Annotated in this window: 10 protein-coding genes and 1 pseudogene; 3 read left to right on the plus strand and 8 right to left on the minus strand. The window is 47.0% G+C overall.

Annotated features, from left to right (window positions below):
* Window positions 1-142 precede the first annotated feature (142 nt).
* The 3 genes from cls (NYE20_RS20260) to NYE20_RS20270 all read left to right on the plus strand — a co-directional run bounded on the left by cls (NYE20_RS20260) (window position 143) and on the right by NYE20_RS20270 (window position 2,667).
* On the plus strand, window positions 143-1,339 hold the full coding sequence (gene cls / locus NYE20_RS20260; RefSeq protein WP_161621156.1) for a cardiolipin synthase: 1,197 nt from the start codon (window positions 143-145) through the stop codon (window positions 1,337-1,339).
* Between the two features lie 12 nt (window positions 1,340-1,351).
* Complete coding sequence (gene uvsE / locus NYE20_RS20265; RefSeq protein WP_064671468.1) at window positions 1,352-2,314, plus strand: UV DNA damage repair endonuclease UvsE; 963 nt, start codon at window positions 1,352-1,354, stop codon at window positions 2,312-2,314.
* 80 nt (window positions 2,315-2,394) lie between these two features.
* The gene (locus NYE20_RS20270; RefSeq protein ID WP_003227597.1) at window positions 2,395-2,667 is read left to right on the plus strand and encodes a hypothetical protein; all 273 of its coding nucleotides are present in this window, start codon (window positions 2,395-2,397) and stop codon (window positions 2,665-2,667) included.
* Window positions 2,668-2,708: 41 nt separating this feature from the next.
* Here NYE20_RS20270 and NYE20_RS20275 read toward each other — a convergent pair whose 3' ends face one another.
* From NYE20_RS20275 to NYE20_RS20310, 8 genes and pseudogenes are all read right to left on the minus strand, one after another.
* Window positions 2,709-3,233 (minus strand): dihydrofolate reductase family protein, encoded by a 525-nt coding sequence (locus tag NYE20_RS20275; protein WP_003227595.1) that lies wholly within the window; start codon window positions 3,231-3,233, stop codon window positions 2,709-2,711.
* 9 nt (window positions 3,234-3,242) lie between these two features.
* Entirely contained in the window at window positions 3,243-4,970 is a 1,728-nt protein-coding gene (locus NYE20_RS20280; protein WP_021480826.1) for an ABC transporter ATP-binding protein, read from the minus strand.
* Between the two features lie 88 nt (window positions 4,971-5,058).
* A complete protein-coding gene (gene cls, locus NYE20_RS20285) occupies window positions 5,059-6,561 on the minus strand; it encodes a cardiolipin synthase (protein WP_085185530.1) in 1,503 nt (500 codons plus the stop codon).
* A 130-nt stretch (window positions 6,562-6,691) separates the two neighbouring features.
* Window positions 6,692-6,900 (minus strand): annotated as a pseudogene (locus tag NYE20_RS20290) (YitT family protein); the annotation flags it as partial.
* A gap of 183 nt (window positions 6,901-7,083) precedes the next feature.
* On the minus strand, window positions 7,084-7,755 hold the full coding sequence (gene narI / locus NYE20_RS20295; protein ID WP_003242665.1) for a respiratory nitrate reductase subunit gamma: 672 nt from the start codon (window positions 7,753-7,755) through the stop codon (window positions 7,084-7,086).
* Window positions 7,752-8,306 (minus strand): nitrate reductase molybdenum cofactor assembly chaperone, encoded by a 555-nt coding sequence (narJ, locus tag NYE20_RS20300; RefSeq protein ID WP_038829822.1) that lies wholly within the window; start codon window positions 8,304-8,306, stop codon window positions 7,752-7,754. Before narJ ends, narI begins: the two co-directional genes overlap by 4 nt.
* A gap of 25 nt (window positions 8,307-8,331) precedes the next feature.
* A complete protein-coding gene (gene narH, locus NYE20_RS20305) occupies window positions 8,332-9,795 on the minus strand; it encodes a nitrate reductase subunit beta (RefSeq protein ID WP_014481212.1) in 1,464 nt (487 codons plus the stop codon).
* On the minus strand, window positions 9,785-13,471 hold the full coding sequence (locus tag NYE20_RS20310; protein ID WP_326153618.1) for a nitrate reductase subunit alpha: 3,687 nt from the start codon (window positions 13,469-13,471) through the stop codon (window positions 9,785-9,787). Before NYE20_RS20310 ends, narH begins: the two co-directional genes overlap by 11 nt.
* Window positions 13,472-13,582: the final 111 nt, after the last annotated feature.

A 13,582-nucleotide genomic window follows, 5' to 3' on the forward strand; every position in this document is an offset into this window, starting at 1 on the left:
TTTTTACTGATAAAGACCGCGATCCCCTACCCCCGAATCTGTATAAGATTATCTTTATGATAAATAATGAATGAGTGTTCAGTCAATAATTAAATTCCTGCTGTTCGGGCACACTACCTTTACTACGGAAAGGAGTGCCGGTATGAAGGTATTTATCGTGATTATGATCATTGTCATTATTTTCTTTGCCTTGATTCTGCTTGATATCTTCATGGGCCGTACCAGATACAGAAAAAAGGCGTACGAGCCTGTTTTTTCAAAAAAGAAGAGTGACATCGAATTGATCCACTGCGGCGCTGATCTCGTTGAGCGGATGATGAATGATATTCGCCAGTCCGCCTCTTCTGTTCACATGATGTTTTTTATTATGAAAAATGATGAGGTCAGCCACAATATGTATACCTTGCTGAAAACAAAAGCCCAAGCTGGCGTCTCCGTTTATTTGCTTCTGGATTGGGCTGGCTGCCGGGCAATTAAAAAAACGGCGCTGCAGACGATGAAAAATGCCGGCGTCCATGTCCATGTGATGAATCGTCCCCGTTTTCCTTTTTTCTTTTTTCACATGCAAAAACGGAATCACCGGAAGATTACAGTGATAGACGGAAAAATTGGTTATATCGGCGGGTTTAATATCGCCGAAGAATATCTTGGAAAGAAGGCGAAGTTCGGCAATTGGGAGGATTATCATCTGCGCATGATGGGAGAAGGCGTACATGATCTTCAAACGCTTTTTGCTTCTGATCTAAAACGAAATACCGGAATCCAACTGGGTTCGGATGTTTGGCCAAAGCTTCAGCAAGGGACTATTTCTCACAAGATATATGCGACCGACGGTTATTCCCTTGAAAACAAATACTTGGCCAATATTACCCAAGCGAAGAATCGCCTTACGGTTTGCACGCCTTATTACATTCCATCAAAACCGCTTCAAGAGGCCCTCATTAACGCAAGAAAAAACGGCGTATCCGTGAGAATCATTGTACCGATGAAATCAGACCATCCGCTGGTACGAGAAGCAGCTTTTACGTATTATTCGGAGCTCTTGGATGCCGGCTGTCTTATTTATCGGTATTATCAAGGGTTTTATCATGTAAAAGCCCTCATCATAGACGACCATCTCAGCATTATCGGAACAGCCAACTTCGATAAACGAAGCCTGTTTTTAAATGAAGAGGTGAATGTCGAAATTGATGACGAAGCGTTTACAAGTGAAGTCTATGCCACGATTGAGGAGGATATGAAAAAGTCGGAGCGGCTGACGATGGAGGATTTCAGCAAGCGCACATTCAGGCAGCGCCCGGCGGAATGGCTCGGCAGGGCATTATCTTATTTCTTATAAAGGAGAGTTCCTATGATTTTCAGATTCGGGTTCGTTTCAAATGCGATGAGCCTTTGGGATGCGTCTCCCGCTAAAACATTGACATTCGCGCGTTATTCAAAGCTTTCAAAGACTGAAAGAAAAGAAGCGCTTCTGACTGTGACAAAAGCCAATTTGCGCAATACGATGAGAACCCTTCACTATATCATCGGACACGGCATCCCTTTGTACCGTTTTTCCAGTTCGATTGTGCCGCTGGCTACGCATCCCGACGTGATGTGGGATTTTGTAACACCGTTTCAAAAAGAGTTTCGGGAGATTGGAGAGCTTGTTAAAACCCATCAACTGCGAACAAGCTTTCATCCAAATCAATTCACTCTGTTTACGAGCCCGAAGGAATCCCTCACAAAAAATGCGGTAACCGATATGGCGTATCACTACCGCATGCTTGAAGCCATGGGCATTGCTGATCGCTCCGTTATCAACATTCATATTGGCGGCGCTTACGGAAATAAAGACACCGCCACTGCGCAATTTCATCAAAATATAAAACAGCTGCCGCAGGAGATCAAAGAGCGGATGACACTTGAAAATGATGATAAAACATATACAACGGAAGAAACGCTTCAGGTCTGTGAGCAGGAGGATGTTCCGTTTGTCTTTGACTTTCATCATTTTTACGCCAATCCAGACGATCACGCCGACCTGAATGTAGCACTGCCCCGCATGATCAAAACGTGGGAGCGGATCGGCCTTCAGCCAAAGGTTCACTTGTCTTCCCCAAAATCGGAGCAAGCGATACGCAGCCATGCCGATTATGTTGACGCCAACTTTTTGCTGCCGCTGTTGGAACGCTTTAGGCAATGGGGAACGAATATTGATTTCATGATTGAAGCAAAGCAGAAAGACAAGGCGCTTCTCCGCTTGATGGATGAATTAAGCTCCATCCGTGGTGTCAAACGCCTCGGGGGCGGTGCGCTGCAATGGAAATCATAAATGTGCAAAAATAGGTTTACGACTTGTCAGCTTTGGGAACTTAGGCTATATAAGACAACAATCGATGGAGGAGAAAGATCATGAAAAATATCAAGTCTCTGAAAGTAGCCGCACAGGCCTTTACTTTAAGAAATTTGATTCATCTTTATAAAATGTGCCATTCCGGAAGTCACGAGGTTTATATTTATTCAAAGAAAACGATGTGCAAAATCAAAAGCTTAATTGAGCTTGAAACGTTCCGCATGGCTCATAATGAAAAGGAATATTTGATCGTAGTTGAAGGAACAAAAGCATCACAGCTCATTGAAAAATTCCAAAATCTCATCGAGCCTGCTGAGAGAGAAGCGCTCTAACTTACATACAAAAAAGGATAGACATCTGTCTATCCTTTTTCTTATGCTCTTACATAATGGAGCTGAACCGCTTGTCCAAATTGTTTTGTCCCTTTTAACCGCAGTTTTGTTTCATTTGTTAGTTCGTGAAACAGCGGGATGCCGCTTCCTAAAACGACGGGAATAACAGTGATGATGAATTCGTCGATGGCATCTTCTTTCATAAAGTCATTCACAAGCTCTGCCCCGCCAGCTATCCAGATGTTTGAGCCTTTTTCCTGTTTCAAACGGGCAGTGAAAGCTCTGGCTCCCTCATTGATAAACGTCACATGTTCATCTTGATAACTGTCGGGCGATCCTGTAAAAACATAGCAGGTTTTATCCTGATACGGGAAAACCGGTGTTAGCACTTTAACGTGCTCATATGTGCTCCGCCCTAGAATGACTGTATCAACAGTCTGATAAAAATCACTGTAGCCGTTGTCACCTTCACCTTCAAATTCATCCAGCCAATCGATGCTTCCATCTTCTTTTGCGATCATCCCGTCCAATGAAACAGCAATGTACAGCACAGTTTTTCTTTCCATGTTCTCCTCCTATCGATGCACCATTTGCCCGAATTGCGCTTGATGCAGCCTGCTGTATAGGCCTCCGGCTTCGATCAGGTCTTGATGACGGCCTTGTTCTTCAATACCGTTGTTTGTGACGACTACAATTCTGTCCGCGTCTTTGATTGTTGCCAGCCTGTGGGCGATGACAAGCGTCGTGCGCCCCTCAGACAACTCTTGAAGCGCCTTTTGGATCGCCGCTTCCGTCTCTGTATCAAGGGCTGAGGTGGCTTCGTCGAGAATCAAGATCGACGGATTTTTCAAGAACATCCTTGCAATTGACAGACGCTGTTTTTGCCCGCCGGAAAGCTTCACGCCGCGTTCGCCAATCATAGTATCCAACCCATCGGGCATGTTATGGACGAGTTCTTCCAGATGCGCCTGCTTCACAGCTTGCCAAATGTCTTCTTCTGATGCGCCTAATCGGCCGTAGGCGATATTTTCTCTAAGCGTGCCCGAGAATAAGAAAACGTCCTGCTGCACGACGCCAATCTGCCCGCGCAATGAAGAAAGCGTCATGTCTTTTATACTGATGCCGTCAATCGTAATGTCGCCCTCCGATGCTTCATAAAAACGCGGAAGCAGACTGCAAAGCGTTGATTTCCCCGCACCTGACGGACCGACGAACGCCACCGTTTCCCCCGCTTGAATGGATAGGTTGATGTCATTGAGGACATTGTGATGGTCATCATAGCCAAACGAAACATGTTTATAGCGGATATTGCCCTTCAGGCCGGAAACATCTCTCGCATCAGGTGAATCCTGAATGTCCGGCTCTGTCTCCATGAGCTCCATATAGCTTTTGAAACCCGCGATCCCCCTCGGATACATTTCGATAATGGCATTAATTTTGTCAATAGGCCTGAACAGCACATTCGTCAGGAGCACAAACGCCACAAATTCCCCGTACGATAAGGAGCCGCGAATGACAAACCACGTCCCGCACAAAAGGACAAACAGCGTGACAAACCGGGTCAGCATATAGCTGATTGAACCGTTTTTCGCCATGATTTTGTAGGAAGAAAGCTTTGTGGCACGGAAACGCTGGTTATTGACGGCGAAACGTTCTTTTTCAAACGCTTCATTTCCGAACGCCTGCACAAGCCGGATGCCGCCGATGTTATTTTCTACACGCGCGCTGAAGTCTCCGATATCCTTGTTCAGCGTGGTAAATGCTTTGGTCATTTTTTTGTTGAAATAAAGCGCTAGCCAAATGACGATCGGCATAATGATAAACGTTAATAAAGCAAGCTGCCAGTTAATAAACAGCATCACTCCGAACGCCCCGAGAATGGTCATGACCGCAATGAATAAGTCTTCCGGTCCGTGATGGGCGACTTCACCGATATACATTAAATCGTTCGTGAGCTTCGACATCAGCGTTCCCGTCTTGTTGTTGTCGTAAAATTTGAACGAGAGCTTTTGCAAATGGTCAAAAAGCGACTTTCTCATATCAGTCTCAATATTGATACCAAGCATGTGTCCCCAGTAGGTCACGATATACTGAAGAGCTGAGCTGAGCGCGTACACCGCAAATAACCCGATTGAGGTCGCGATGATCAGCCCCCAGTCCCTGCCCGGCAGCAAGGTATCAATAAAATAATTGACGATCAAAGGAAAACTCAGCTCCATTAAACCTCCCGCGATCGCTGAGAAAAAGTCGAGAAAGAACAACGTTTTATATGGTTTATAATATGAAAAAAATTGCCTCAGCACCCTATCTTCCCCCAATGTATAAATAACTGATAATATTTCTCAATTATACTATACACGGGCTGTTTTGAAAGATCAGATTTCTTTTTTCTTACAGAACACCTGAAAACAGGCGGGCAAATGACTCTTTTGTCCGGTCAGCCACGCCTCTTTTATAAAAGCCGACAGGGCTGAGCTTTTCACTTTCCTGCATATCCTCTTCAAAATGGGTCTCAAGGATTCGGATCGCTTCGGCATCCGTGAAGAACACATTCACTTCAAAGTTGAGCTGAAAGCTGCGCATGTCCATATTCGCGGTGCCGACGGAGGCGAGATCACCATCAATGATCATGACTTTTTGATGCATGAAGCCTTTTTGGTAGGAGTACACTTCAATGCCCTCAAGAAGCAGCTCCGGGAAATAGGACCTCGACGCGTATTGGGTCAAAAAGCTGTCGTTCTTCTCCGGCACCATAACCCTTACCTCTACCCCCTTTGTCGCCGCTGCTTTTAGCGCCGTGCGAATGGATTCATTGGGGACAAAATAGGGCGTGGCGATCCATATTGATTTCTGCGCTGAAGAAATCATTTCATAATAAAGGTCGCTCATGCTTTCCTTCATGTCAGGGCCTGTCGCGACAATTTGATAAATGCCTCCTCCTTCCACAGGAACCGGGGTATTGTACTCCTCTTGATCAATTAGCACTTCATTGGAGACGTATTCCCAATCCAGCATAAAGATAGCGTGGAGCGTTTGCACAATTTCCCCCTCAAGCCGCAGGTGTGTATCTCTCCAAAATCCGATGTACGGATCTCTGCTGATATATTCCTTCCCAACATTTAATCCGCCCACAAAACCGGTTTTCCCATCGATGATCACGATTTTCCGGTGATTTCTGAAATTCAGCTTCTGGTTGAAAAACCCGTATTTCAGCGGAGAAAACGGGACGATGTCCACCCCCGCTTGTTTCATTCTCATAATATCTCTTCTTGCCAGCTTCATGCTTCCTGCCGCATCGTATAAAAACCTCACCTCGACACCCTGGCGCGCTTTCTCCATCATAATGTCCATCATGCCGCGTCCGAGCATGTCTGATTTAAACATGTAGTATTCAATATGTATGTAAGATTCCGCTTTTCTCATCGCTTTGAAAATGTCCGGGAAGGTTTCTTCGCCGTTTTTCAGCACTTTGATGTTGCTTTTCGTATTGATATTCATATGGGCAGCCCTGATGGAATATGTAAAGAACCTCTCTTGATTGTCCTTCAGCCCTGTCACTTCGGGCGTTTCCTCCTTGTCAAACAGCTTCCTGAGCTTTTCCCTGTTGTACATTCGTTTTGTCTTAAACAGCTTTCCCTTTACATAAAGCTGTCCCGAAAACAGATAAAACACGTAGCCGGCGATTGGAAAAAAGACAAGAATATGGATCCATAGCAGCGTGTGCTGCGAGGTGCGGTTTTCAAGAATTAATGAATAGATGCTGAACAAAATAATGCTTATATAGCAAAGCAATCCTCCGTAAAACTCAAGCCTGGAAACCGGAAAAAACCAAATGACATATGCCCCGATGAGCATCATATATAAAAAGAAAAATTCCAGTCTCCTTTTCAGCATCCTGATTCTCTCCAATCTGATTCAATTACCTCTGTATTACCTCTTTTTTCTAATCGATAAACCTTGTAAGTAAATAACCTCTCCGCCAAAGGAGGAGAGGTTTAGAGAAAACTAACTGTCAAGGGGTTCATCCGCATCGTTTCTGCAGAAATAAAGCAAGACTATTGGCAACGCCGAGTGAAGCCTGATGCTACAACATGAACGGCAGGCCGAACCCGCTCAGCACTCCGGCAAGCGCCGAAAAAGAGGCGGCGCTGTGACTGCAAATACGGTGGATAGAGTGAATTTGATACCCATTCTGATGAGAGAAAATATATAAAACGGGAAATTGATCAGAAAGATATAAGGAGTTAGTCAGGCTGAGTCATAATCTGCTGTTCCGCCGGTTTAAAATGAATAAAATCCTTGATGTTATTTCCATATACAAACATAACAGGATTCCCAGCCGCCCAGCCATTACCTTTGCAGAAGATATCTTATGTTTTCATCAAGAAAAAAATCCCCCTCTTTCAAGGGGGATTTTCACGAGCGTTTCCGATATACAACGTAGCTGCGGGTCAGATACTTGAGCGGCAGACTGAACACATGAACCAATCTCGTAAACGGCCACAGGATAAAAACGACGTATCCTATCACAATATGAAACTTAAACCATAGCGGGACACTCTCCATCAAAGAGGCGTCAGGCCTGAACAAAACGATTTCCCTGAACCAGGGCCCGACTGTGGTCCGGTAATCAAATCCTTTCGAATCAATGTTGAGAAACGTGGCCGCAACGCCTGACAGCATCATGAACAGCAGCAGGAGGAGCGTAAGGATATCGGATGGCGAGCTCGTTTTGCGGATTCTTTTGTCAAACAGCCTTCTGTACGTCAGGATGACAAGTCCGGTACATGCCGCAATGCCCGCTGGCAAGCCAGCGCCAATCGCCATTTTGTGATACATATGCTCTGAAATGCCAAGGGAAGCATACACGCCTTCCGGGATCAGAATCCCCATGACATGCCCGCCGACAACGCACAGCAGTCCCCAGTGAAAAAGTGTGCTGCCCGCCGCAAGTTTTTTCTTTTCTAACAGCTCGCTTGATTTCGCCGTCCAGCCAAATTGGTCATGCTGGTAGCGGTAAATATGGCCGCCGATAAAGATCGTCAATACAATGTATGGCATAATACCCCAGAGGATCTGCCCGCTCATGCCTGAACAGCCCCTTCAACGCTTTCACGTACGCCGATGTTTTCAAGCGCGGCCAGCAGCACGTGCAGCAGTTCAGCGTATATACTGTCATTTTTTTCGAGACGGGATGCCAGCTCCCTCACATTGGACAGATATTTCTCAAACACGCTTCTCGCTGCTTCAATTTCTGCAGCCGCAGCAAATTCCAGCATCAGCGGCAGATAATCAGGCAGCTCTTTCTCTGTCGGCAGGAAACCGGATTGCTCGTATGTGTTTTTTAAATGCAGCAATTCAATGCCGCGTTCCCTTTGCTCGCCCGAGTTAAAGTAGGTGACATACATATTTGTTTTTTTCCCAAAGTCGAACGTATAGACATAGTGTTCAATCAGCTCTTCCGGTGAAAAGCTGGCTGACGCCTCGAAAAAGTGCAGCAGCTTCTCCCGGATTTGCCGGTTGCTGATTTCATGGATAAGAGCCTTCCAATCGGGAATCTCGGCTCTCCACTCTTCATCCGGATAAGAGAGAAGAGAGGAAAGAGCGGAGAACGTAATTTGCCGGTCTGTGGTGTTCATCTTGTTACACCTCATTTATCAAAAGTTAGAAACAGGAGCCGGGGCCGCCTGAAAATGATAAGCCGCAGCTCCCTTGTTCAGCATATAAATCTGAAACTTCTTCTCGATGACTGCTCGGTATCACAAAGCGGTCATCATATTTGGCAATCGCAAGCAGCCGATACATATCTTCAATTTGCTGTTCTGTTAAGCCGACACTGGAGATCAGTTCCGGGTCGATTGATTTATTCGTCTGGATCGCTCTCATATACTGGCGCATGACAGACATTTTCTTTAACGTTGACCGAATATGATCCGTATCACCGGCTGTTAACAGCTGCGCCAAATAATCTATCGGGATTCTCATTTGGTCGATAGCCGGAAAAATATCTTCCGCGGATTGCCGGCTGCCTTTTCCTTCAAAGAGATTCATAATCGGACTGAGCGGCGGAATGTACCACACCATTGGCAGCGTGCGGTACTCAGGATGAAGCGGCAGCGCAATCTTCCAGTCAATGATCATTTTATAGATCGGCGATTGCTGCGCAGCCTCTATCCATTCAGCCGGAATGCCTTGTTCTTTTGCCAGTTTGGCAACCTCAGGATCATTTGGATCAAGAAAAACGTCCAATTGGGAATGGTAGAGATCCTTTTCATTTTCAACAGATGCCGCTTCCTCCACTTTGTCCGCATCGTAAAGCATGACGCCGAGGTAGCGGATTCTGCCAACACACGTCTCAGAGCAGATGGTCGGCAGTCCCGCCTCCAAACGCGGAAAGCAGAGTGTGCATTTTTCCGCTTTGTTCGTTTGCCAGTTAAAATAGACTTTTTTATAAGGACAGGATGAGACGCAATATCTCCATGAACGGCATGCGTTTTGATCCACAAGCACAATGCCATCCTCCTCGCGTTTATACATGGCGCCGGATGGACAGGAGGAAACGCACGCCGGGTTGATGCAGTGCTCGCAAATACGGGGCAAATACATCATAAAGACCTCATCGAATTCTGTTTTGATCGATTCCTCCATCTTTTGTACGTTGGGATCTTCAAGTCCCGTTATGTGGCCGCCCGCGAGATCATCCTCCCAGTTCGGTCCCCATTCGATATTCATAAAATCCCCCGTCAAGGACGATTTCGGGCGTGCTACCGGCTGGTGTTTTTTCTGCGGGCTGTTCGTTAATGTTTCATAATCATAGTTCCAGGGCTCATAGTAATCATCAATCGACGGCTGATTCGGATTATAGAAAAGGCCTGCAAGCCGATTGGTTTTCGAGCCCGATTTCAGCTCGAGCTTTCCTTTTTTCAATGTCCAGCCGCCTTTATATTTGTCCTGGTCCTCCCATTGCTTCGGGTAGCCGATGCCCGGCTTTGTTTCTACATTATTGAAGTACATATATTCCGCACCGGAACGGTTTGTCCACGTGTTTTTGCAAGTGACGCTGCACGTGTGGCAGCCGATGCATTTATCCAAGTTCATGACCATACCGATTTGCGCTTTAATCTTCAAGCCAATCGACCTCCTTCAGCTTGCGGATGACGACGTTCAGGTCGCGCTGATTCCCCGTTGGACCGTAATAATTAAAGCCGTAGCTGAGCTGGGCGTAGCCACCGATCATCTGTGTCGGCTTGACGTGAATCCTTGTCGGGCTGTTATGGGTGCCTCCGCGGTTATTCGTCAGCTTTGTGCCGGGCACGTTGATGTGGCGGTCCTGGGCATGGTGCATAAACGCCATTCCTTTAGGAATCCGATGAGACAAAACGGCTCTCGCGACGACAACACCGTTTCGGTTAAAGCATTCAATCCAATCGTTGTCTTTGATATCCGTGTCCTCTGCATCATCTTTATTCATCCACACGGTTGGCCCGCCGCGGAACAGCGTCAGCATTGGCAGAGAATCAAAATACATGCTGTGGACAGACCATTTATTATGCGGCGTCAAATAATTGAGGACGATTTCTTTTCCCTCTTGATCAGGCCGCTTGCTCAGAAACGGGCGATGCTGGAGGATCGGTTTGAATGTCGCCATCGTTTCACCGAATTCCATCATCAGTTCATGATCGACATAATAGGATTGTCTGCCTGTCAGCGTCCGCCACGGAATTAATTTTTCAACATTTGTTGTAAACGGCGAATACCTGCGTCCTCCTTTTTCAGAGCCGGAAAACGCTGGAGACGTGATCACCGTTTTCGGCTGGGCTGTAATTTGTTCGAACGTAAAGCATTCTTCCTCGCGTTCTTCCGCCAGGTCTTTCAGCTTCAGGTTCGTGATGTTTTCAAGTGATTCCCATGCTTTTACTGCGACCTTTCCATTCGAAGTGGATGATAGGGTTAAAATCGCTTCTGCTGCCTGCTTTGCTTCACTTATATTTGGACATCCCTTTGCGACACTGTCCGAGGTGATTTCTCCCAATCTCTGTTTGAGTGATTCATATTCATCGGCTATTGACCAGCTCATCCCTTTTGTTCCGCTCGGCTTTAAAGCAACGTTCGGACCAAGTGCAGTCATTTTATGAAAAATGTGTTTGTAATCCCGTTCAACGACTTGGATGTTCGGCATCGTTTTTCCCGGAATGGCTTCACATTCGCCTTTGCTCCAGTCATTGATTTTGCCGAATGGCTGGGCCAATTCCTGCATGGTGTCATGGAGGAGCGGCGTCGCAACCACTTCTTTCACGGGCTCCATATCGACTTCTTCTGCCAGATCGGAAACGGCTTTTGACAGCGCCTTGAAAATATCCCAGTCTGACTTCGATTCCCACGGAGCCGAGATCGCAGGAGCAAATGGATGAATGAACGGATGCATATCTGTGCTGCTGAGATCGTGTTTTTCATACCATGTCGCCGCCGGCAGCACGATATCGGAATACAGCGCCGTACCGGCCATTCGGAAGTCAAGATTGATTAACAAGTCGAGCTTTCCTTCCGGCGCCTGCTCCCGCCATTTAATTTCTTCAGGGCGGATGCTGTCGCTGTCGTCATTCATCAAGCCGTTTGTCGTCCCCAACAAATGCTTGAGAAAATATTCATGCCCTTTTCCTGAGCTCGAGATCAGATTTGCCCGCCATACGAAGAGATTTCTTGGGAAATTCACTTCATTATCAGGATCTTCAATCGCGAATTTCAGTTTTTTCTCTTGGAGCTGTGAGGCCACGTACGCACCAACGTCTTCAGGTGTTTCTGCCCCTGCTTTTTCAGCTTCTTTATACAGATCGATGCCATTTTGATTGAAAGTCGGGTAAGACGGAAGCCACCCCAGCCGCGCGGCCAGCACATTGTAATCAGCGTGGTGCTTGTAGCGGGATGACGCAGCAATCGGTGATGCCAAATCACTGATCGGCTGGTCCTCATAACGCCACTGATCTGTCGCAAAGTAGAAAAATGAGGTGCCGTTTTGCAGCTTGGGCACGCCCTCCCAGTCCTTTGCAGTTGCAATCGTCTGCCACCCTTCAGCAGGTCGGAGCTTTTCCTGCCCCACGTAATGGGCCCAGCCTCCGCCGTTTACGCCTTGGGCGCCTACAAGTAAAACAAGATTTAACACCGCTCGGTAGATCGTGTCGGAGTTGAACCAGTGGTTAATGCCGGCCCCTACGATAATCATGGACCGGCCGTCTGTATCGATCGCATTTTGAGCAAACTCTCTGGCAATCTTAACGACAGCTTCTTTTTTGATTCCCGTCATTTGTTCCTGCCAGGCAGGCGTAAACGGCTCAGGATCATCATAGGAGACAGCCGATCGTTCGCCGATACCCCGGTTCACGCCGTAGTTAGCCAGTATCAAGTCAAACACGGTCGTGATGTACGTTTCTTCACCGTTCAGGTTCATTTTTTTAATAGGAAGATCCCGCTCGAGCACTTTGTTTCCGTCATTTGAAAAATACGGGATGCGCACCGTGCCGATTTCGTCCTCTATTCCCAGCACAGAGAGACGGGGTTGAATCGGTTCCCCGGTTTCTTCATCAATCATGTGCAGGTTCCATTTCTGCTGCCCGTCCCAGCGCGAGCCCATTGTCCCTTGGGGTATGGCAAATGAACTTGTCTGTTCATCCCAAACCGCAGGCTTCCACTGATCATGCTTTGTCTTCCGCCCGATGTCCTTCGCATGCAGAAACCGTCCCGCTGTGTATACGCCATTTTCTTTTGACAGGGTGACGAGAAATGGAAAATCAGTGTATTGCTTCGCGTACTCAATAAAACGTTCAGTTTCTTGGTTCACGTAAAATTCCTGCAGAATGACATGACCCATCGCCATCGCAAGTGCCCCGTCAGTCCCTTGGCGAATACTCAGCCAGTCATCCGCGAACTTTGAGGATTCCGCAAAATCCGGACTGATCGAAATGACCTTAGCGCCTTTATAGCGGGCCTCCGCCAAAAAATGCGCGTCAGGCGTTCTCGTTAACGGAACGTTGGAGCCCCATGTGATAATATAGCCGGAATTGTACCAATCACTGCTTTCCGGAACGTCCGTCTGGTCACCCCAAATTTGCGGGGATGCTGGTGGAAGATCCGCATACCAGTCATAAAAACTGAGCATAGGGCCTCCGATTAACGACATAAACCGGGAGCCTGATGCATGGCTGATCATGGACATGGCCGGAATCGGAGAAAAACCGACGTTTCGGTCAGGCCCGTATTTCATCACTGTATACAGCAGAGAGGCTGAAATCAGCTTCAGCACCTCCGGCCATTCAGCGCGCACAAACCCGCCTTTCCCTCTCGCCTGTTTATAGGACTTCGCTTTTTCAGGGTTTTCGACGATCGATTTCCAGGCTTCCAATGGATTTTGATGTTCTTGCAGTGCCTCCCGCCATAAATTAATCAGTACACCGCGCACGTATGGATATTTCACACGCAGCGGGCTGTAGATATACCATGAAAAACTGGCCCCCCGCGGGCAGCCTCTCGGTTCAAAATCAGGCATATCCGGGCCTGTTGATGGATAATTCAAATTTTGCCCTTCCCACGTGACAATTCCGTTTTTCACATAAATATTCCAGCTGCAAGACCCTGTACAGTTGACACCGTGGGTGGAGCGAACGACTTTGTCGTACTGCCATCTGTTTCTGTATACATTCTCCCAATCGCGATCTTCGCGGGTGGTTTGGCTATGTTTATTTGAATGGTGTTCGATAGGAGAGAAATAATTCAATCTCCTAAACAACGGACTCCTTTTCTTTTTCTTCATGAGAGTTCACTCCTTCCGAGTCAGGTGATGCTAAGTTCACTATAAACAGAGACAGCGTGTTTCCTTGTGAACTATGTCACACACTCTGCTTTTTTCACAAAATGTTCACAC

This window comes from Bacillus sp. FSL R5-0416, from assembly GCF_037975425.1.
Lineage (GTDB): Bacteria > Bacillota > Bacilli > Bacillales > Bacillaceae > Bacillus > Bacillus subtilis.

What these genes read in the sequence shown, in the direction of transcription:
- cls (WP_161621156.1), top strand. Translation starts at nt 143, where the DNA reads ATGAAGGTATTTATCGTGATTATGATCATTGTCATTATTTTCTTTGCC.
- uvsE (WP_064671468.1), top strand. Translation starts at nt 1,352, where the DNA reads ATGATTTTCAGATTCGGGTTCGTTTCAAATGCGATGAGCCTTTGGGAT.
- NYE20_RS20270 (WP_003227597.1), top strand. Translation starts at nt 2,395, where the DNA reads ATGAAAAATATCAAGTCTCTGAAAGTAGCCGCACAGGCCTTTACTTTA.
- NYE20_RS20275 (WP_003227595.1), bottom strand. Translation starts at nt 3,233, where the DNA reads ATGGAAAGAAAAACTGTGCTGTACATTGCTGTTTCATTGGACGGGATG.
- cls (WP_085185530.1), bottom strand. Translation starts at nt 6,561, where the DNA reads ATGCTGAAAAGGAGACTGGAATTTTTCTTTTTATATATGATGCTCATC.
- narI (WP_003242665.1), bottom strand. Translation starts at nt 7,755, where the DNA reads ATGAGCGGGCAGATCCTCTGGGGTATTATGCCATACATTGTATTGACG.
- narJ (WP_038829822.1), bottom strand. Translation starts at nt 8,306, where the DNA reads ATGAACACCACAGACCGGCAAATTACGTTCTCCGCTCTTTCCTCTCTT.
- NYE20_RS20310 (WP_326153618.1), bottom strand. Translation starts at nt 13,471, where the DNA reads ATGAAGAAAAAGAAAAGGAGTCCGTTGTTTAGGAGATTGAATTATTTC.